Source organism: Streptosporangium sp. H13245, from assembly GCF_055690525.1.
The window spans coordinates 508,072-528,930 of the sequence record NZ_JBSZKT010000002.1 but is presented as its reverse complement, the minus strand read 5'-3'; the positions used below and the strand labels follow the sequence as shown (position 1 = coordinate 528,930).

At 66.2% G+C, this 20,859-nt stretch carries 10 protein-coding genes and 1 pseudogene; 4 read left to right on the top strand and 7 right to left on the bottom strand.

The window, feature by feature from the left end:
- Window positions 1-5 precede the first annotated feature (5 nt).
- Window positions 6-1,859, bottom strand: a complete 1,854-nt coding sequence (gene typA, locus ACW9TB_RS06255) for a translational GTPase TypA (protein ID WP_472746967.1) — start codon at window positions 1,857-1,859, stop codon at window positions 6-8.
- 260 nt (window positions 1,860-2,119) lie between these two features.
- On the opposite strand from typA, the gene ACW9TB_RS06250 reads away from it, so the two are divergent.
- The 3 genes from ACW9TB_RS06250 to ACW9TB_RS06240 all read left to right on the top strand — a co-directional run bounded on the left by ACW9TB_RS06250 (window position 2,120) and on the right by ACW9TB_RS06240 (window position 6,311).
- Window positions 2,120-2,854 carry an alpha/beta hydrolase gene (locus tag ACW9TB_RS06250; protein WP_472746966.1) on the top strand — a complete coding sequence of 245 codons (735 nt, stop codon included), beginning with the start codon at window positions 2,120-2,122 and terminating at the stop codon, window positions 2,852-2,854.
- A 65-nt stretch (window positions 2,855-2,919) separates the two neighbouring features.
- Window positions 2,920-4,965 carry a phosphate acetyltransferase gene (gene pta / locus ACW9TB_RS06245; RefSeq protein WP_472746965.1) on the top strand — a complete coding sequence of 682 codons (2,046 nt, stop codon included), beginning with the start codon at window positions 2,920-2,922 and terminating at the stop codon, window positions 4,963-4,965.
- Window positions 4,962-6,311, top strand: coding sequence for an acetate/propionate family kinase (locus ACW9TB_RS06240; RefSeq protein ID WP_472746964.1), 1,350 nt, complete (start codon window positions 4,962-4,964; stop codon window positions 6,309-6,311). The genes pta and ACW9TB_RS06240 overlap by 4 nt, the downstream gene beginning before the upstream one ends.
- Window positions 6,312-6,757: 446 nt before the next feature.
- Here the strand turns inward: ACW9TB_RS06240 and ACW9TB_RS06235 are convergent, their stop codons facing one another.
- A complete protein-coding gene (locus tag ACW9TB_RS06235; protein ID WP_472746963.1) occupies window positions 6,758-8,191 on the bottom strand; it encodes an aldehyde dehydrogenase in 1,434 nt (477 codons plus the stop codon).
- Between the two features lie 398 nt (window positions 8,192-8,589).
- On the opposite strand from ACW9TB_RS06235, the gene ACW9TB_RS06230 reads away from it, so the two are divergent.
- Window positions 8,590-9,456: a VldE C-terminal domain-containing protein gene (locus ACW9TB_RS06230; protein WP_472746962.1), complete on the top strand. Its 867-nt coding sequence runs from the start codon at window positions 8,590-8,592 to the stop codon at window positions 9,454-9,456.
- A gap of 113 nt (window positions 9,457-9,569) precedes the next feature.
- On the opposite strand, the gene ACW9TB_RS06225 is transcribed toward ACW9TB_RS06230, so the two are convergent.
- The 5 genes and pseudogenes from ACW9TB_RS06225 to ACW9TB_RS06205 form a co-directional block, all read right to left on the bottom strand.
- The gene (locus ACW9TB_RS06225; RefSeq protein WP_472746961.1) at window positions 9,570-9,986 is read right to left on the bottom strand and encodes a site-specific integrase; all 417 of its coding nucleotides are present in this window, start codon (window positions 9,984-9,986) and stop codon (window positions 9,570-9,572) included.
- Between the two features lie 734 nt (window positions 9,987-10,720).
- Window positions 10,721-16,183, bottom strand: coding sequence for a LamG-like jellyroll fold domain-containing protein (locus ACW9TB_RS06220; RefSeq protein ID WP_472746960.1), 5,463 nt, complete (start codon window positions 16,181-16,183; stop codon window positions 10,721-10,723).
- Window positions 16,184-16,901: 718 nt separating this feature from the next.
- A pseudogene (locus tag ACW9TB_RS06215) lies at window positions 16,902-17,392 on the bottom strand (IS5 family transposase); the annotation flags it as partial.
- Between the two features lie 366 nt (window positions 17,393-17,758).
- Window positions 17,759-18,142, bottom strand: coding sequence for a hypothetical protein (locus tag ACW9TB_RS06210; protein WP_472746959.1), 384 nt, complete (start codon window positions 18,140-18,142; stop codon window positions 17,759-17,761).
- Window positions 18,143-18,835: 693 nt separating this feature from the next.
- Window positions 18,836-20,386 carry a hypothetical protein gene (locus ACW9TB_RS06205; protein WP_472746958.1) on the bottom strand — a complete coding sequence of 517 codons (1,551 nt, stop codon included), beginning with the start codon at window positions 20,384-20,386 and terminating at the stop codon, window positions 18,836-18,838.
- Window positions 20,387-20,859: the final 473 nt, after the last annotated feature.

Sequence of the window (20,859 nt, the reverse complement as noted above, 5' to 3'; positions counted from 1 at the left end):
GAGGATCAGTTGGTGCGCTTGGCGCGGGCGGTGGTCCGGGCGCGGGTCGAGGCGTCGAGGACGACCTTGCGGATGCGCACGTTCTCCGGGGTGATCTCCACGCACTCGTCCTCGCGGATGAACTCCAGCGCCTGCTCCAGCGAGAGCTGGCGCGGCGGGATCAGCGTCTCCGTCGTGTCGCTCGTCGAGGAGCGCATGTTGGTGAGCTTCTTCTCCTTGGTGATGTTCACGTCCATGTCGTCGGAGCGCGAGTTCTCACCGACGATCATGCCCTCGTAGACCTCGGTGGTCGGCTGGACGAACAGGACACCGCGCTCCTGGAGGTTCAGCATGGCGAACGGGGTCACCGGGCCGGGCCGGTCGGCGACCAGCGAGCCGTTGTTGCGGGTGCGCAGCTCGCCGAACCACGGCTCGTAGTCCTCGAACACGTGGTTCACGATGCCGGTGCCGCGGGTCTCGGTCAGGAACTCGGTGCGGAAGCCGATCAGGCCGCGGGCCGGGACCACGAACTCCATGCGGATCCAGCCGGTGCCGTGGTTGGTCATGTGCTCCATGCGGCCCTTGCGGACGGCGAGCAGCTGGGTGATCGCCCCGAGGTACTCCTCCGGGCAGTCGATGGTCACCCGCTCGACCGGCTCGTGGACCTTGCCGTCGATGAGCTTCGTGACGACCTGCGGCTTGCCGACGGTCAGCTCGTAGCCCTCGCGGCGCATCTGCTCGACCAGGATGGCCAGCGCCAGCTCGCCACGGCCCTGCACCTCCCACGCGTCGGGACGGTCGGTCGGCAGGACGCGCAGCGACACGTTGCCGACGAGCTCCTTGTCGAGCCGGTCCTTGACCATGCGGGCGGTGACCTTGGAGCCCTTGACCCTGCCGACCAGCGGCGAGGTGTTGGTGCCGACGGTCATGGAGATCGCGGGCTCGTCGACCGTGATGAGGGGCAGCGGGCGCGGGTCCTCGGGGTCGGCGAGGGTCTCGCCGATCATGATGTCCGGGATTCCGGCGATCGCGATGATGTCACCGGGCCCCGCCTCCTCGGCGGGCTTGCGCTCCAGCGCGTCGGTCATCAGCAGCTCGGTGATCTTCACGCGCTGGATGCTGCCGTCGGTGCGGCACCAGGCGACCTGCTGGCCCTTCTTGATGGTGCCCTGGTGGACGCGGCAGAGCGCGATCCGGCCCAGGTAGGACGAGGCGTCGAGGTTGGTGACGTGCGCCTGCAGCGGGGCCTCCGGGTCGTACACCGGGGCCGGGATCGTGCTCTTGATGACGTCGAACAGCGGCTCCAGGTCCTCGGAGTCCGGCATTCCGGCGTCTTCAGGACGGTTGAGCGAGGCGCGTCCGGCCTTGGCCGAGGCGTAGACGATCGGGAAGTCGATCTGGTCCTCGGTGGCGTCCAGGTCGATGAAGAGCTCGTAGACCTCGTCCACGACCTCCTTGATCCGGGCGTCGGGGCGGTCGACCTTGTTGATGCACAGGATGACCGGCATCTTCGCGGCGAACGCCTTGCGCAGCACGAACCGGGTCTGCGGCAGCGGCCCCTCGGAGGCGTCGACCAGCAGCACGACGCCGTCGACCATGGACAGGCCCCGCTCGACCTCACCGCCGAAGTCGGCGTGACCGGGGGTGTCGATGATGTTGAGCGTCATGCCGCCGTGCTTGACGGCGGTGTTCTTCGCGAGAATGGTGATCCCCTTCTCGCGTTCGAGGTCGTTGGAGTCCATGACGCGGTCGTCCACGTCCTGGTTGACGCGGAAGGCGCCCGACTGCCAGAGCATGGCATCCACGAGAGTGGTCTTGCCGTGGTCGACGTGCGCGATGATCGCGATGTTCCGCAGGTCGTCGCGGCTGTTCAAAGGCATGATGGAGTCTCACTCTGTGATCGTGGAGGCTGGCCGCGGACTGTGCGGCCCTCCCATTTTAGTTGATCCGGACAATCGCTCTCACGCCTCCGGCAGATGAAGTGCGCCAATTCACCCTCCGGACACCCTCCGGCCCCCCTGCCGGAGCCCGTCGCCGGTACGGCGGACCGGGGCCGCGCCGGGGCCGCGGGCGGGGCGGGACCGGGCGTCCGGAACTCCCTAAGCTCGGATCCATGCCTCTCGCGCCATCGTTCTCCGTAATGCTCAGAACCCGGGACAACCTGCGGATAGACGCCGCCCACACCCCCTCGCGCGGTGCGGGCGACCTCGGGATCGTGCTGGCCCACGGCTTCACCGGATCGCTCAGGGAACGCGCCACGCGCCGCATCGCCCACGTGCTCAGCGGGTTCGGCGGGGTGCTGGCGTTCGACTTCAGGGGACACGGCCGTTCCGGGGGCCGGTCGACCGTGGGGGACATGGAGATCTTCGACGTGGAGGCGGCGGTACGGCACGCGCGGGGGATCGGCTACCGGAGGGTCGTGACCGTCGGGTTCTCCATGGGCGGGGCGGTCGCCGTACGGCACGCGGGGGTGCTGGGCGGCGTGGACGCGGTGGTGTCGGTGAGCGCGCCCGCGCGGTGGTACTACCGGGGGACCCGGCCGATGCGCCAGGTGCACTGGGCGATCGAGAGGCCCGTCGGGCGGCTGGCCGCGCGGCTGGGCAAGCGCACCCGGATCATGAAGGGCGTGTGGGACCCGCTGCCGCTGGCGCCGTACGAGGCGGCCGCGAAGATCTCACCGGTGCCGCTCCTGGTCGTGCACGGCGACGCGGACCGGTTCTTCCCCCTCGACCACGCGTACCAGATCTACGGGGCCGCGAACGAGCCGAAGGAGCTGTGGATCGAGCCCGGCTTCGGCCACGCGGAGTCGGCGGCCACCCCGGATCTGGTCCGCCGCATCGGGGGATGGGCCGCGGGAAGGTGTCTATCCTCGTGAAGATTGACCGTGTTGACCATGTTGACCATGTGGCGATGTCGATGTGACGGCGAGGAGCGGGACGCATGCGGAGCATCTACGTTGCGGGTCTGGGGCGGGGAGACGGCAGGCAGATCGTCGAGCTCGGCCTGATGGAGCTGCTGACCGGGCGGGCCGACCGCGTGGGGGTGTTCCGGCCGATCACCGGCGGAGGTGAGGACCGGACCCTGGAGCTGCTCAGGGCCAGATACCGTCCCGCCGCCTCGGCGACGGGGGTGAGCGCCGAGGAGGCCGCGGAGATCTACGCGGAGCGGGGCGCGGAGGAGCTCATCGGCAGCCTGGTGGCCCGCTTCCACACCCTGGAGCGCGAGTGTGACGCGCTGCTGGTGCTCGGCAGTTCCTTCGACACCGACGACCTGCCGCGCGAGCTGGCCTTCAACGCCCGCCTGGCCGCCGAGTTCGGCGCCCCGGTGATCGTGGTGGTGGGCGCGCACGGCGACGACGCCGAGGAGATCGCGACGGAGATGCGTACCGGCCACCAGGTCTTCTCCGACCTGGGCTGCACGGTGCTCGCGGTGATCGCCAACCGGGTGCCCGAGGGCACGGTCATCGAGTGCGACCTGCCGGTGCCCTGCTACGCCGTACCCGAGCATCCGTCCCTGTCCGCGCCGACCGTCGGGCAGGTCATGCGAGCCGTGGACGCCGAACTGGTCCAGGGCGGCGAGGACGGCCTGCGCCGCGACGTGCTCGGGTTCGTGTTCGGCGGGGCCACGCTCCCGGTGTTCCTGGAGCACCTCGCCGACGGCGCGCTCGTGATCACGCCGGGCGACCGCGCGGACCTGCTGCTGGTCTCGCTGGCCGTCGAGGCGGCCGGTACGGCGAGACCCGCCGGAGTCGTCCTCACGGTGGGGGAGAGGCCCAGCGAGGCCGTACGGGAGCTCACAGCCCGTCTGGCGCCCGGTGTGCCGGTGCTCGCGGCCAAGGAGGACAGCTTCACCGTGGCGACCACCCTGGCCGGGCTGGAGGGACGGCTCACCGCCGACAACCCCCGCAAGATCGAGACGGCCCTCGGCCACTTCGAGGCCCACGTGGACGCGGCCGGTCTCGCCGACCGGATCGAGCTGACCCGCTCCGAGCGGGTCACCCCGATGATGTTCGAGCACACCCTGCTGGAGCGGGCGCGGGCCGACCGGCGGCACATCGTGCTGCCGGAGGGTGAGGAGGACCGCATCCTGCGGGCGGCCGACATCCTCCTGCGGCGCGGCATCGTCGACATCACCCTCCTCGGCAGGGAGGACGTGGTGCGGCGGCGGATCGCCGACCTCGGCCTCGACCTGTCGGGCGTGACCGTCGCCGACCCGCTGACCTCGCCGCTGCGGGAGTCGTTCGCCGAGGAGTACGCCGCGCTGAGGGCGCACAAGGGCATGACCTCCGAGCTGGCCGCGGACGTGGTCACCGACGTCAACTTCTTCGGCACGATGATGCTGCGTCGGGGCCTCGTGCACGGCATGGTCTCCGGGGCCGCGCACACCACGGCCGCGACGATCCTGCCCGCCTTCCAGATCGTCAAGACGGTTCCCGGCACCTCGGTCGTCTCCTCGGTGTTCTTCATGTGCCTGGCCGACCGGGTGCTCGTCTACGGCGACTGCGCGATCAACCCCGACCCCGACGCCGAGATGCTCGCCGACATCGCGATCTCCTCGGCCCGTACGGCGAGGCGCTTCGGCGTCGAGCCGAGGATCGCGATGCTGTCCTACTCCACCGGCGAGTCGGGCAGCGGCGCCGACGTCGACAAGGTCCGCGCCGCGACCGCGCTGGTCACCGAGCGGGCGCCCGACCTGCTGGTCGAGGGGCCCATCCAGTACGACGCGGCGGTGGACGCCAGGGTCGCCGCCGCCAAACTGCCCGGGTCCCGGGTCGCCGGGCGGGCGACCGTGCTGATCTTCCCGGACCTGAACACCGGCAACAACACCTACAAGGCCGTGCAGCGCTCGGCCGGTGCCGTCGCGATCGGGCCCGTCCTGCAGGGGCTGCGCAGGCCGGTCAACGACCTGTCGCGCGGGGCTTTGGTCACCGACATCGTGAGCACCGTCGCCATCACCGCCGTACAGGCGCAGGAGGTCACCCCATGAGCGATCGAGCCGCACGACCGACCGGCACCTCCGGCGGGGGCGGTGGTCCGGGCGGTATTGGTGGCTTTAACCGAGGCGGTGACCTGGGCGGTGACGGTGGCCTGGGCCGGGGCGGTGGTCCGGGTGGTGACGGTGGCTTGGGCCGGGGCGGCGGTCCGGCCCGGGACGGCGACCCGGGCGGGGGCGGCGGCCTGGGTCCGGGGGACCTTCCCGGCCGGGTGCTGGTCCTCAACTCCGGGTCCTCGTCGGTGAAGTACCGGCTGCTGTCCGGCACCGAGCGGCTGGCCTCGGGAATGGTGGAGCGCGTCGGCGAGCCCGGCTCCCCGGTCCCCGACCACCGGGCGGCACTGGAGGTCGTCGCCGACCGGCTGGCCGCCGACGGCCTGGGACTCGACTCCCCCGAACTCGCCGCGATCGGGCACCGGGTGGTGCACGGGGGCACCGCCTTCACCCGGCCCACGCTGATCACCGACGAGGTGGTCAGGGGGATCGAGGAGCTCATCCCGCTCGCGCCCCTGCACAACCCCGCCAACCTGGCGGGCATCGAGGTCGCCCGGCGGCTCCGCCCCGACCTGCCGCAGGTCGCCGTCTTCGACACCGCCTTCCACGCCACGATCCCCCCGGCCGCCTCGACGTACGCGATCGACCGCGAGGTGGCCGCGCGGCTGGGCGTGCGGCGCTACGGCTTCCACGGGACCTCACACGCGTACGTCTCCCGCCAGGCCGCTCTCCTCGCGGACGGGCCCCGGGCCAACGTGATCGTCCTGCACCTCGGCAACGGGGCCAGCGCCTCGGCGGTGTCCGCCGGGCGGTGCGTGGACACGTCCATGGGCATGACCCCGCTTGAGGGTCTCGTCATGGGGACCCGCAGCGGCGACCTGGACCCGGCGGTGGTCCTCTACCTGGTGCGCACGGGAGGCATGTCCCTCGACGAGGTCGACACGCTGCTCAACCGCCGCAGCGGCATGCTCGGTCTCTGCGGCGACAACGACATGCGCGCGGTGGCGGAACGGGTCGCCGAGGACGACCCGGACGCCGAACTCGCCATGTCGGTCTATTGCCACCGGCTCCGCAAGTACGTCGGCGCCTACTACGCCGTCCTCGGCACGGTCGACGTCATCGCCTTCACCGGCGGCGTCGGGGAGAACTCCGCCCTGGTCAGGGAGCGGGCGCTGGCCGGTCTCGGGGCGCTCGGCATCGCCGTCGACCCGGTACGCAACGCGCGCGGCGACACGCTCATCTCCGCCGACGACGGGGCCGTGCGGATCGCGGTGATCCCCACGGACGAGGAGTTCGAGATCGCCCGGCAAACTCTCACGGTCGTTTCCAGAACCGATCGCGGATAAAACACGTCTACCACAGCAGCGGATGGATGAAATCCGCCGGGAGATGTCCACGGGACCCGAATCATCGCTCGGGGATCGCCGTAGGACATACTTCTTGTGGTCGGATGGTCGCCCAGCGTCGCGGGGGTGCGCTGGGCGGCCGTCCGGCCCAGTGTGCCCGTACGGGCTCCTCGCGAGCCGTACGGGCACACCCGCCTATACCGGACAGGCGGGGATTCCGGTTGCCGTCGGCCGTGACGCGCGCCCGGGACCGGCCGGGGCAGGCCGACGTCCGGGACCGGCCGGGGCGCGGGGTGGGCCGACGGGCGGGATGCGCGTCCGGGGCCGGTCGGGGTGTGGGGTCGGCCGTCGGCCAGGATGCGTGTCCGGGATCGGTCGGGGCGGGCCGTCGGCAGGAATGTACGTCCGGGGCCGGTCGGGGGTGGGATGCGCGTCCGGGGCCGGTTTCAGCCCAGGCGGGCGATCGACTTGTACTCCAGGTAGGCCGACAGTCCCTCCGGGCCCAGCTCGCGGCCGAGGCCGCTGCTCTTGAAGCCGCCGAAGGGCGAGGTGTTCTCGATCATGAAGAGGTTGACGCCGTAGGCGCCGGCGCGCACCTGGCGGGCGACGTCCATGCCGTGCTCGGTGTCGGCGGTCCACACCGTTCCGGCCAGGCCGTAGTCGCTGTCGTTGGCGATGCGGATCGCGTCCTTCTCGTCCTCGTACGGGATCACCGTCAGGACCGGCCCGAAGATCTCCTCGCGGGCGATGCGCATCTCGTTGGTGGCTCCCGCGAAGACGGTCGGGGCCACGTACCAGCCGCGGTCGTGGGGGCGCTCCAGGCCGCCGACGACCGGCTTGGCGCCCTCGTCGATGCCGATCCTGATGTAGCTCTCGACCCGCTCCTGCTGCCGCTTGGCGACCATCGGGCCGATGCCGGTCGCCGGGTCGGACGGGTCGCCGACCGGCATGCCCCGTACCATCCCCGAGACCGCGTCCACGACCTCGTCGTAGCGGTTGCGCGAGGCCAGGATGCGGGTCTGGGCGATGCAGGCCTGGCCGTTGTTCATCAGCGAGGCGATCGACAGGAAGCCCATCGCGGAGGGCAGGTCGCAGTCGTCCAGGATGATCGCCGCGGACTTGCCGCCCAGTTCCAGGGTGCAGCGCTTGAGCTGCTCGCCGCAGATCGCCGCGATGCGCCGCCCGGCGGCGGTGGAGCCGGTGAAGGCGACCTTGTCCACGTCCGGGTGGGAGATCAGGTACTCGCTCGCCTCGCGCCCGGCGGCGACGATGTTGACGACGCCGTCGGGGATACCCGCCTCCTTGACCATCTCGGCCAGCAGGTAGGGGTCGAGCGGGGTCTCGGGCGCGGGCTTGACCACGACCGTGCATCCCGCGACGAGGGCGGGGGCCAGCTTGATCATGATGACGAACTGCGGGACGTTCCACGGGACCACGGCGGCGACCACGCCCACCGGCTCGCGGCGGACGGTCACGGCGCCGAACGTACCGGGGCGCTCCTCCTCGACGGGGAAGGTCCTGCCCAGCTCCGCGTAGTACTGGAGCATGCCGAGCGGCTGCGGGGCCTGCGCCAGCTGGGAGAAGGTGATCGGGGAGCCCATCTCCAGGGTGATGAGCTCGGCCATCTCGCCCTGGCGGGTCGCGTAGATCTCGGCGAGCCTGCCGACGACGGCCGCGCGCTCGGCCATCGTCATCCGGGGCCACGGGCCGTGGTCGAACGCCTGGCGGGCGGCGGCCACCGCCCGGTCCATGTCGGCGGGGGTACCGTCGGGGACCCGGCCGACGACCTCCTCGGTGTGCGGGGAGACGACGTCGATGATGCCGGTCCCGGCGGGGGCCACCCAGTCGCCTCCGATGAAGAGCGTGTCGTGCTGGCGCATGATGTGTTGCCTCCTGGTGGGCGGGCCGGAGTCGCGATTCTCGGATGGTCTCATCCGCTGGGCGGGGCGCCACGCGCCCTGCCGTTGCTTGGGACCTGCTTGAGACCGAATCATGTTCTGTCGCTGATGACAAGGGTGACCGGCGTCCTCGTACCGCGAGGGGGTGGTGTGTCCTGTGCGAGGATTTGCCCCAGTGACAGGAGTGACATGTCTTGCAGTACTCGCTTAAATCCCCTTAAAGGAGTAGATAGTTCACCAATGGTGCGCGAGTTCCTTCGTTCCGGTGGCGAGCGCCAAGATCGTCTTCTATAGTTTCGCTCCGTCTATGAGGTGGCTCCGGAGGTGAGCGAAGCGTGAGGCCGACTCGCGCAGCCACATTGGCTGTCGCACTCACCGTGATGCTCCTGTCGCCGGCCGTCGCCGGGGCCGCGCCCCTCCGGGCCGCCAAGCCCAACCCCGAGGCCGAGCTCAAGAAGCTCACCCAGGAGGCCGCCGCGATCAACAAGAGCTACCGCGGCCAGGTGCAGAGCCTGGAGGAGACCCGGGTTCAGGCGAGCAAGGCCACGACCAACGCCAAGAGCCTCAGGCGCGCCCTGGCCAACGCCGAGACCGACGTCGTGCGCTTCGCCCAGACCGCCTACATGGGCGGCGCCCTCGACGACGGCAACCTGCTGAGCTTCCAGGGCGACGCCAACCTGGCCCTCGGCCAGGCCGCCACCATGTCCTACCTGGCCAGCCGCCGGGCCACCCAGCTCAACCGGGTCAAGGACCTCATCAAGAGGGCCAAGGCCGCGGAGAAGTCCGCCGACACGAAGATCGTCAAGCTCAAGAAGGACATCGCCGACCTCAAGCGGCAGCGGGTCAGGATCGAGAAGCTCCTGGCCAAGTACGGCTTCCAGACCCCCTCGGGCAGCGGCGGCCTGACCCCCCGGACGATCACCATGCGCAACCTCGTGCTGCAGACCTTCCCCATGCCGTTCAGCTACGGCTGCCTGCGCCCCGGCGACCCCGGCGACCACGGCAGCGGCCGGGCCTGCGACTTCATGATGAGCGGCGGCGGCAGCGTCCCCACCGAGGAGGCCATGGACCGCGGCAACCGCCTCGCCCAGTGGGCCATCGACAACGGCAACCGCCTCGGGGTCATGTACATCATCTGGCAGCAGCGGTACTACGACGTCCGCACCGGCGCCGGCTGGAAAATGATGTCCAACCGAGGCGGCAACACCGCCAACCACATCGACCACGTCCACATCTCGATGTTCTGAGCGGGCGGGTCTCTAACCTGCGGTGATCTTGTCGCAGTTCCCTCTCGGGGCGCATTGGCCCGTCGCCCACGCATCTTCGATGACCTGCCTCATGCGGTCCTCACTGGACGGCATCAGGTGCGTGTAGGTCCGCAGGGTGAACCCGGAGTCGGCGTGCCCGAGGAGGTCGACCACGCCTTGATGGACACACCCCGCTCCAGAAGCACCGAGGCGAAGTGATGGCGGAGCATGTGGAAACCGTTCTCACGGGTCGTCGAGATGCCAGCCTTGATCAGGGTCGGTTTCCAGACGAAGCGATTGATCAGGCTGTGCAGCCTGGTCATGAAGATCAGCTCTGCCGAGTGCGGCGGCCCTTCCGGTGCCCGCCAGGGCAAGGTGATCTCGACCGGCGGGAAGGCCAGTTGGTGATCGGAGAGACGCAGGGCAAGGCTCTCCGGCAGGGGAACGTCAGGTGGACGAGAAGCAAGCCCTGACCCTCGCCAGGCAATACGACTTACCGTAATGGTCAGCCAGACGGCCTTTTCGGACATCTTCTGGCCCGCCCAAAGAGTCGTATAAGTTAATACGGGAGCTGCGAAATCTGCAGCGTCAGGCTCCAGGCCTGGACAGAGCCTCGAGGTACCTTTGGACGCTAGGGGAGTCCGCTGTTCTACGGGAAGTATCAGTAAGGTCAGTGACCAGGCCCCGTAGCGGCCAGAACTGAATACACCACTCCTCAACGCCTTGTGGAGGAGAATCTTCTTCTGGCCAACTCCAGCCCCCTCCCGGACGACGGCTTGCCCTGATATTCCATTCGTCGGCATCTCTGCGCAGATCCAGGGGCACAGGCGGGGGTCCGCTACCGTATAACCTACTCAAGTAGACGAGGCCGGAACTGGAATAAAAATGGGCTACCTTACTCCTTTCCCAGGAACCGGTGGCATCGGGAGGGGAGTCATCCCACAGTTCTAGGACGACCTGGGTCTCATGCCATCCGTCACTGCTCAGAAATACCGCCCAATTCAAGGTGGCCTCGAACCAGGAGCCTTGGCTGAAACGTGCTGAGACCTCCTCCACGCTAGGCCAGCCCGCCGGCTCGTCCAAGGTGCCGTCCTGATCTCTCAGCATGAACTGACTTCGCTCCACCGTAATGGTCTCGTGGAGACGATCGACTAGTTGCGACATTCACGCTCCGTATATCCCATTGATGACGCAGGGTGCGGTCTTCGGAACGAGACCGCACCCTGCATCTTAGACGAACCCTAGCTTGTTGCGTTGCCCCGGATCAATGATTCTGTCGGACGCCTTCCCTGTTGTAGAGGCGGATGAAGAAAGCGTCCCCGTCCAGCATGCGATCGTACACATAATAAGACCGGATGCCCCCTGGCCCAGATCCGCCCCATGCGTTGTTTTCTGCGGCGGGTATGGGCTTCACTGAATAGTTCACACCCTTTGGCTGGTACTTGCCTGAGTCGTTCGGCATATTATTCTGCCACCACACCCAGGCGCCCTCATACGTGGAGGCGAATGGGAACTCATCGCATTGATTGCCGGCAGCGACCCACGGAAATGACCCTGTGCCATTCCATGTGGGATGGTATGACCATCGGCATGCCGACTGCGCTCTGCCCGTGTTGCGCTTGGAGCGGTCGAAGGTCTGAAGGATCTCGTCATCGTATTGGTAGAGCCGGTGAATAAGCCTGTTCTTGCTCAGGCCGGGAATTACCTTCTTCGTATCTTTTCGAATTCCATCGACATTCACTGGCCAGGCGTTAGCGTGGTCGGTGGGTTTAGGGTGGGTGGCATCGGGGTTAGAGTATGCCAAGGAGATGTGTGAGTATGCGTTCGGGTGGTGGTTCTCCTTCAAGGCGATAGATGGTGTCTCGTGTTCGAAGATGCACCCTTGCGCATATCCGGCGTATCTGGCGGAATCGCATCGGATGCTTTGCTTTGGCGGAAGTAGTGCTTCTTGGTAGCCATTAATTCCGGCGAGGTTAAGAGTGGTCCTCGTAGTGCAGGTCCCTATCAACTCGCGATTGTCGGCTCCTGCTGATCCCGGGTCGACGTAGGATTCGAACTTGAAGTTTACCGTTCTGTTGTCCCAGTAGGCTTCGTTTCCGAGGTACGACGTCTTCAGGCCGTCCCTGGTAACAGGGAGGCAAGCATTTGCGTTGGGGTAGCCGGATCCCATCATGCCGATGGAGAAGGTCTTCCCTTCAAAGAAGTCGCCCTTGGAGTTGATTGCTTCGTCTACCCATAGATCGAATTCCATGGTTCGACTTCCCTGATAGGTGCGCCCGATCAGTATTTGTGGAAACCAGACCTCATCGGTGGTGGCCGGCTGACCCTGCGCGTTCTTTACAATGTTGCCGAATCTGTCGCGCTTAACGCGGACCAGTCCGGACATGTATGTGGCGCACCACGAGAAACGGTTCCTTGCGTAGCCCTTCGGATTCTGAAGTACCCTGCTGCCGGGAGCGTATCCGTAGGCGCTCCTTGCGTTTGACTGGCAGTCGTTGTTGTCCCTGATTCTGTCGTATTTGAAGTTGCTCGCCGAGTACGTTGATGCGCGACCAGGAGACGTGGCCGAGGACTTAGTGGTTGGCTGATTCTCGCTTGTCGAGGCGCGAACGTTAACGGTTTTCCAGCCGGTCCAGGGATCGCTTACGCCGTCGGCCGTGGCTCGGGCTCGCCATCGCACCTTCTCGCCGTCTCGCAGTCGGTCCACGGGGACCTGTAGCGTTACCCGGGAATCGCCGGGCTCGGCGGTGGCCTGGCCGGACCAGATCAGCCGTTTGTCCGAGATCACCTCGTCTGCCTTGATGGACTTGGTGGGCGTGCGGGCGATTTCCACTTCTACCTTCGCCTCGCTGTCGCGTCCGGCAGCCAGCCAGGTGGTCAAGCGAGGGGTGAGGGTGGAGGTGACGGCGTCGCCATCCACGATGTGGGCGTCGTTAACCGTTAGTTTGTCGATCACGGGAGCAGGATTCGTGGTGGCGTTGCTGCGCTGTTGCTGTGCTGTCACGTTGGTTGCGGCGATACCGACGGGGGTGTTCATGTCGGTCTGGATCTCGGCCGCTGTCTGAACGCGGTTGTAGATGCGTATCTCGTCGATCAGGCCGCTGAAGAACTCTTCCTCCCAGACGCTGTTGCCACCGAGGCGTAGCACACCGCCGCCGTCGATGAGGTTGCCGGTCATCGGCGTCTGGTCGATCTGGGTGCCGTTCAGGTACAGGGTGATGATCGTGCCGTTATAGGTGACGGCCAGGTGACTCCATTGGTTCAGCGGCAGCGGATCGTCACCCACCACAGACTTGGAAGTGGTGGTGTTTTCCAGGTAACCCATTGGAACGTCACCCACGGACGCGTACAGTCCGTAGGCGGCGCCGTTGGCTTTCTCTTTCATCAGCACGGTGCGCCAGCCATCCACTGTCGTCGGCTGGACCCACGCCGAGAACGTCAGGGCGTTCGTCAAGCGGAGCGACGTGGCGTGCGGGGCAGTGACCCAACTGGAGGTGCCGTTGAAGGACAGGGCCTTGCCGTGCTTACCGTTTGCCCAGGTGGTGTCGGTGGCCGCTCCGGTGTTGTTCTTCCCGGAGGAGTCGCCCACGATTGTGCCCGAGCCCTCCTCCATGCCGTACGCAGCCACCAGGGCCGGATTCGTCGGCGGGGCCGTGACGGTGGCCGAGACCTCGTTCGAGGACGGGCCGAGGTTGCCGGCCACGTCGAAGGCGCGGACCCGGTAGTAGTACGTCCCCACCGTCAGGCCCGCGTCGGTGAACATGGTGGCCGGCAACGAGCCGACCTGGTTCGCGGCCGACGGTGTGAATCCCGGCGTAGTGGAGCGGTGGATCCGGTAGCCGCCCACGCCCACGTTGTCCGTCGAGGCTGTCCAGGTGAGCTGTGCGTTGCCGGGGCCGCCCGTCGCGGCGAGCGAGCCGGGTGCGGTCGGCGCCTGGGTGTCCGGCGGCGCCACCTCACCGATCGGGGTGGTCATGTCGGTCTGGATTTCGGCGGCGGCCTGGGCGCGGTTGTAGATGCGCACCTCGTCAATCAGGCCACTGAAGTACTCACGCCAGACGACGTTGCCGCCGATCCGCAGCGGGCTGCCGTCGTCATAGAGGCTGCCGCTCAGCGCGGTCTGGACGACCTGCTGGCCATTGACGAACAACCGCAGAGTGGTGCCGTCGTAAGTGAGCGCCAGGTGGCTCCAGCTGTTCACCGGCAAGGGGGAGGTTCCGTTGGCCGTCGACGAGCCCTCAGGGGCGGTTTGCACCCAGCCGGACGGAACGCCACTGCCGTTGCCGGCGTACAGGGCATAGGAAGCTCCATCGGCGTTCAGCTCCTTGGTCACCACACTGCGCCAGGCGGTGCCGGTCACCGTGGCCGGATTAACCCAGGCCGACAGCGTCATCCCGGTCGTCAAGCGCAACGACGCGGCATGCGCGACCGTGACCATGCTGGAGGAGCCGTTGAACGACAGCGCCTTGCCGTACTTGCCGTTCTGCCATGAGGTGGCGGCGGCCACCCCGGCGTTGTTGCGGCCGGAGGAGTCGGCCACGCTGGTGCCCGATCCTTCATTCATGCCGTAGGCTGCCACCAGCCCGGGGATTGGCTGCGGTGTGCCTGCGGCTGTGGTAAACGACCAGGTATAGGGCGTCATGACATTGCCTGAAGAATCCTTGGCGCCGCTGACATCGACCCGGTACGTCTTCTGGGCGGCGAGCGGGGAAACCGGTGTGAAGGTCCACTCGGCGTTGCCGTTGCTGCCCACCAGCGTGCCCTGCACGATCGCGCCTGACTGATCCTTGATCGTCAGCTGAACCTCAGACACCGCCTTGTTGAACGTTACCTTGACTGCGGTGCTGGCTGGCACGTTGGAAGCGTCCCGGCTGGGCTCAGTCCCGGTCACGGTTGGTGCGTCGGTGCCGGAGCCACCCGTGGTGAACGACCATGTGTACTGCGACATGGCCACATCCTCGTAATTCCTCGCCTCGCTCACTGTGGCCGTGTAGGTGATGTTTGCGGCAAGAGGCTGATCCGGGGTGAAGACCAGATCTTGATCACCTGACTCCAGGGCTGCGTTGCCCACCACAGGAGCGCCTTGTGGATTCGTGACGACGATGTTCCCGCTGGCCATAGGTTGGCTGAACGTCACCTTGATCGGAGTATTGGTTGCAACGTTCGTCTGCGAGTTAACTGGCGACGTAGACACCACAGATGGAGGCGCGGGTGGCTCCGTAGGCCTTGGGCCATTCAGAAATTCTTCGATCTGTTCAGGCGTCAGCCCCTCAGGAAGAACCAGGTCCTCTGGAGCAGTTTCGGTATAGCCATCTCCAGTAAGGGCAGCTGCGTTCATCTGCTCACGCGGAACCGCTGGGGGAGCTTGCACCGGGACAGCTGACGTCGCCGCTGCCAGGACGTCTGCAGTCGAGCTGTCTGGAGACATTCCCCAAATCGCGACGATCTCTTCTCGCGCGGGGGTGTAGTCGATGATGAGAGCGGGTGGGTGGCGGTAGCCCGGATACGGATCGCCGCCGCCGAACTGGCTGGAGTAGTACTGACGCCAGTTGATCGCGGCGCTTTCGCTGGCAGCCTTCAGCACCATCCCATGGTTGGGTTCGGTTTGGTCAATCCAGGCGCGGGTCATGCCGGTGACCTCGTAGAAGAGTTCCTCGTCCTTGGCACACCAACTGGCGGGGTCGGCGTCGTAGTTGTAACCGGCCCGGTTCACCTCCTCGGCGGCCATGCTTGAGGGCTGGTTGTACCAGTCCAGGCTGTCGATCGTCCCGTCGAGGGTCCATTCGGAGGTGACGCGCGCGGCCCGGATGCCCGCGCCCATGGTTTCCCCGCACAGCTGTCCATTGGGTCCGCCGGACTTGTAGTTCCACATCCGCAGGTCCGCGTCGTTGACGGTGGCACCCTGCAGTATCGGGTCGGTGGTGTTGAACTTCATGAACACGCGGGCGATGTCCGCGCTGGTCGAGGTGGTGCCCGCGCGAAGGTACCCGGCCGCGGCGTTGTTGTTGTAGGGGTCGTTCCTGCTGATCCAGGCGTCGTCGGGGGCGCCGCCGCCGAACCATATGGAGGACGCGGCGATGGTCACCGGGTAGGTCACCGCGGGGTCGGCCAGGAACTTCTCATCCGGGGAGAACACCAGCTCCGATGTCTTACCGGTGGTCTTCACGCGCGCGCTAACGGGGAAGGTCCTGCCCTGTTCAGGGGCGGCCTCCACCTTGGCGTCCGTCGCGGTCAGCACGATCGGCGCGGCTTTGGCCTCGCCTTTGGCGTCCTTGAGTTGCGGCAGCCCCTGCGGTGTCTTTCCGAAGTTGGCGCCCTCGGGCAAGGTGAGCGGCAGCCGTACGGTGACCGGGCCGGTCGGCCGCTGCCGGAAGACCACTTGGGAGATGAAGCCGTCGGCCTGGGCCAGCACCACCAGATCCGCTCCCGGTGCGACGGCATTGGGGTAGGTGACCGCATTGCCGGAGATCTTGGGTTCTGGGAGTGTGCGGGTCACGCCCAGGCCGATCTTGCCGTGATCCCCGGTCGTTGACACCAGGTGGCTGGTGCCGCGTCCGCCGAAGGTCAGCGGGGACTTGACCCGGGCGGCCTGCAGCTTGCCGTCGCGGGTCACGATGCGGGTGTCGATGGGCTCCCAGGCGCCGCTGGCCGGGTTTTTGAGCTGGACGGGTCGGGTGTGCAGCTCGGCTCGCATGTTCTTGCCATCAGGGTTTGCCCAGACCTTCATGGTCTCAGTGGAGCGAGAGGGAACCTCGACGGGTTTACCGGACTTTGCCGCCTCCTCCCAAGCAGCCTTGAGCGTCGGCTCCGTGATGGCGGCTGTCGATTTGGATATCGAGGTAGGGGATGGTGTAGGGCTCTGGGCGATGGTGGGTGTGCTCATGAGCGAGAGCGGCAGTGTCAGAGCCGCAATCAAGGCAGTACGGCGGCGCGTTCGGCCGGATAAGCCGGACGCTAATCGTCGTGAGTCCACTCGCAACCTTTCGAACAGGTGTGCCATAGCGGACTTGATCGTCACATAAGGTGGCGATAAAGTAAAGATCGTTTTCAGTATCGGGAACGAGATGCTCCGTGATCGCGTGTTGCGCGGACCCGCGCTTGCCGAATCACATCCGCCCAGCTCATGGCCTTGCGGAGCCTTGTCGTGACCATGAATCAGCAGTCTGACTCTCTGAAGTCAACGGCCGGATACATTCGCGCGACCACGGTCGGTATCGTGACGCAGTGCATTGTCTACAGACGCCTCCTGCACCGACGTCGTAGGTGAGGTACCGCGTCGTCTCTCCTTCGAGGAAGATGACGCTCAATGGACTAATTTCATCTTGAAATCGCAGGTCAAGACCCTTCTCTGAGCTAATTTTTGATCTTGTGAGTTCTGTCTGGTTCGTGTGCTCGGGTTCCGCGCCAGTTTGGGGTGTTTTCTCTGGTGAGGCGGCGGGTCGAGGGATGCCGGCGGCTGAGTCCTGCACGCCGGGGCGGTGACCAAGACAGCGAGCAGTAGACCGAGCGTGTCGACCGCGATGCTGCGTTTGTGGCCGACGATCTTCTTGGCCGCGTCCGTGCCCTGGTTGGAGGCGGGGACGTTGGCGGAGGTCTTGACGCTTTGTGCGTCGATCACGCACGCCGACGCCTCGGGATTGCGGCCTTCGGCCTGGCGCACCAGACGGCGCAGCAGCCCGTTCAGCTCGGTGAACACTTTTTCGTCGCGCCAGGCGGCGAAGTGCCAGTACACGGTGGCCCAGGGCGGGTAGTCGTGCGGCAGGTAGCGCCAAGCGATGCCGGTGCGGTCCACGTACACGATCGCGTTCATGATGGTGCGCAGATCGTGCTCGGCAGGCCGTCCGAAACCCGGGGCGCCGGCTTGGCGGCGGGCGATCAGGACGGGTTCGATCAGCTCCCAGCGGGCATCGGACAGATCGCTGGGATAGGGGGAGATCCAGCCACGGAAGTGGCCTACCGCCTGTCAGACCGTTGAGCCCAGAGGCCTGCAGGTCACGACAGCGTCACCGCCAGCCATAAAGAGCCCGCAACGGATCATCATGGAACCAGACAGGAGAAAGGCCGCAGGTCACTGGCACATCCACCCCAAGCGTCATCACAGATACCGGCTTCCCCAGACGCTTCACTCTTCGACTCTCTACCGCTTGCAGAAACAAGCACAAAACACATCACTTATGAGCCGAACACTCACTCAGCGAATGTGGGATATACGTGGGATGATCTTCAAGCTGTGCGAAATATTCGCACAGCTCACACCGCGTAAGCCAGCCACGCTGCCACCGCTCTCCTGAAGCGAGTGTTTTTAAATCGGCCAAACGGGTCTAAAGGTGATTCTGTGAGAGGGTGGATGGCCGTTCATCACTTCGCTCAGCTCATCCTCGGTGAGGTTGAGGGTGAAGGCGCCGCCCGCCTGCGATGGATCCCAGCCGCGGTCAAGGGCTCTCCGTATGGTCGCCGTCACGAGAGTCGGTCGTACGGTCATCGCTCGCTCCCCGAGCCAGGCGTCCGGTCGAGAGCAGGGGAGCTCCACCAGGAGAACCCGCCCTTGCCCCTCGGCCGTCTCCACCGCGTAGGTCAGCGGCCCCCAGCTGTTTCCCTGGGAGTATGTGGGCTTGTGGCGGATCCGCCAGCGATAGGCGGTGCCGTCGACGCTGATCAGCCTTGAGCCCTTCTTGGGGATCGCCACGGAACCGGCCTCCTGCCTTGTTTCGTCCCCGCTCCGTAAGAGCACCGAAGACAGCGACAGGTGATGCGAGATACTCGCCAGCGTAGCCATCGCTCAGTCTCATGATCGAGCGGTTTTCGCACGGCCGGACCCGACGGTGGCGGCCCTCCAGACCGGAGGGCGCAGGGCACACGCAGGGCGCATGGGCGCGAGAAGCACTACGAAACGATGAGAAGCAGTAAACGCCAAAAGCCCAGCTCAGGACGCCTTCCAGGCGATCACCGCAGGTCAGTCACCAACCCGGATCAGATCTCGATGTTCTGAGCTGCCAGGCTTCTGACCTGTGGTGATTTTGTTCTGAGCCCCCCTCGGGGCATATCCGGTTCAAGGAACAGGAGCGCTACTACGGCTCCTTCTGCGCGGAGGGGGTTGGGCCGCTGAGCGGGCGGTCCTGGCCTGGGAAGCGACGGCGAAGACCAGTCGGCATGTACGAATCGGTTTGGATCCCCGGGGCGTCGCGCGAGGGGGAGAGGGTCCCGGAGTATCCGGAACCCTCTCATCGTGAGTCCTGTCACCGGCAGATCGACCCGGCTCGACGGATGTCCGAGACCAGGAGTTCGTCAGGCCAGATCGGGCCCAGGTCGATGTCGGTGACCACAGGGGGACGTGCTCAGGCGGACACCGCCTTCGATCCTTGGCCGGTCGCGATGCCGGTTACTCGCGCCTGCCTCGGACAGTGACGTCGTGAGTGTTCTCCGCGGGCAGGGTGGCGTTGTCACCGGCCCACTGGACGGTATACGTGTACCGGCCGCGGGCAGGCGGCCTGTCGGAAAAGTCGAACGACCCGTCAGCGGAGGAGGTCACCGGGGGCAGGACGGTCGTGACAGGGCGGTTGCCGTTGGACAGCGTGCGCACCACCTTCAACGAGGAAGGCGAATCGGAAGCCTGGCCGCCGAAGCTCAGTTCGCCGCTGAACCTGAGTCGTTTGCCGGCGACTCCCTTCGTCGGCCCGGTCAGGGTGAGCGACGACCCCTGCTTGGTGACTGTGACGGTGACGGAGGCTGTGCTCCCCTGGTGGCCCGCGTTACCCTCCCAGCGCACGTCGTAGCCGATCTCTCCAGCGATCCGCGGAGTGTCGGTGACGGTGAACGTACCGTCTGCGGCTGTCGTCACATCGGTGAGTGTCGCGCTGGTCCCATCGGGCAGTCGGCGGGTCACCGCGAGCGGTTGCGGACCCGGAGCCGATCCGTCGGCCAGCGTGAGTCGGCCGGTCAGGATGAGCGGCTCCAGCGCGGTCGCGGCGGATGGACCTGTCAAAGTCACGGTGGAGGGCGAAAGAGCGGGCCTTTCCGACCGCCACAGGTGAAGCCTGTTATTGGATCCAGCCCGTATCACACCGAAAACGTCGGTGCCTGAGAAGGTGAGACCTCCCGTGACCATCTCACCGGTCGGTACGCCTTTCGCGTAGACCTCGGTCCCTGTCGCCGTGTCGTGCAACTCGATGCCTCTGGAGGATTCCATGTACCGCCCACCGGCGACATAGGCGCCATCCGAGCTGATCGCAACAGATACCGGATAACCCGGGAACGTCTGCGGGTATGCGCCATAGGTGCGGATCTTGGTCAGGCTCGTGGTGTCCCAGCTGTCATAGTGATACGGGGAACCGAACGCTGAGATGACCATCGCGCCGTCAGACGTGATGGCGAGGTCTCTCAGGGAGCCCAGCTCTTGCGTGTGGCCGTCGATCTCGCCGCGCAGGACGGCAGGGGTGGCGCTCACGTCGTACACCAGCAGGTCACCCGGGCCGATTCCCGGGTCGCCGATCACCAGCGTGTTCCCACCAGCGGCGACCAGTGGGGCGGAGAACATGCCGGTCGCGAGTTCGACCGGGTCCGGTTGCGTCTCCGACAAGTCGAGGCTGAGGACGCCACTGTTCCACGAGGTGGCGCAACCGTGCCCGACCCACAGCCGGTTGCCGGACAGCGAGAGGTATGACGGGCACGGGTACGTGGTCAGGTCAATCCGCCGGGTGATGGTGAGGGCGGCGGTGTCGAATTCGGCGATCTCATTCGAACCACGCAACGCAGCGTAAAGGCGGGTACCGTCCGGAGACATGGCGAGGCCCGCCGCTCCGGATAGGCCGGTGATGGCACCCGCGAGCGTGCCGCTACTGTCCGTGACGACGATTCGGTCCGCTGCGGACACAAAGACCTTGCCGCCGCCGGCGACCACATCACCTCCCAGCGAGTAGAAGCCCAAGGACACGCCGAGGTCGGTCAGGGGGTCGGCGGCCGAGGCCGCGGGCGCTGAGGCGGTGAAAAGGCCGGCTGTGAGGATTAGAGAACCACTGAGGGCCGCCAGCCGACGCGTTGTCCGGGTGACGAATGATTTTCCGCGATGAGAACGTTCCGAGGGCGAAGGGTGCACATGGCTCCGCTCTGACAGGGGCGTGGACGACACGAGAACGCCCTGATCAAGCCAGAGGGATGCAAGGTCGGTCAAGATCTACGATCAGTAATCGCTGGAATTTGCCGAACATGTGTTCACATGCCTCGACGTGTCGCTCACATGGGCGAATGATCCACACATGATGAGCCGTCGAGGGACTCGGCAAATATCACCGTCAGTAGTTTCCGCAGGTGGGGTGATCTTTGTTGACATCGAAACGTGATAAAACAGTGCGATGTTCGGGCCTGAAATGACGTGAAGAATTCATGAAGGCGGCGCGCTGTGTGGCC

Excerpts from the sequence above, each read along its gene's own strand:
- typA (WP_472746967.1), bottom strand. The coding sequence starts at position 1,859 with ATGCCTTTGAACAGCCGCGACGACCTGCGGAACATCGCGATCATCGCG.
- ACW9TB_RS06250 (WP_472746966.1), top strand. The coding sequence starts at position 2,120 with ATGCTCAGAACCCGGGACAACCTGCGGATAGACGCCGCCCACACCCCC.
- pta (WP_472746965.1), top strand. The coding sequence starts at position 2,920 with ATGCGGAGCATCTACGTTGCGGGTCTGGGGCGGGGAGACGGCAGGCAG.
- ACW9TB_RS06240 (WP_472746964.1), top strand. The coding sequence starts at position 4,962 with ATGAGCGATCGAGCCGCACGACCGACCGGCACCTCCGGCGGGGGCGGT.
- ACW9TB_RS06235 (WP_472746963.1), bottom strand. The coding sequence starts at position 8,191 with ATGCGCCAGCACGACACGCTCTTCATCGGAGGCGACTGGGTGGCCCCC.
- ACW9TB_RS06230 (WP_472746962.1), top strand. The coding sequence starts at position 8,590 with ATGCTCCTGTCGCCGGCCGTCGCCGGGGCCGCGCCCCTCCGGGCCGCC.
- ACW9TB_RS06225 (WP_472746961.1), bottom strand. The coding sequence starts at position 9,986 with ATGTCCGAAAAGGCCGTCTGGCTGACCATTACGGTAAGTCGTATTGCC.
- ACW9TB_RS06220 (WP_472746960.1), bottom strand. The coding sequence starts at position 16,183 with ATGAAGGTCTGGGCAAACCCTGATGGCAAGAACATGCGAGCCGAGCTG.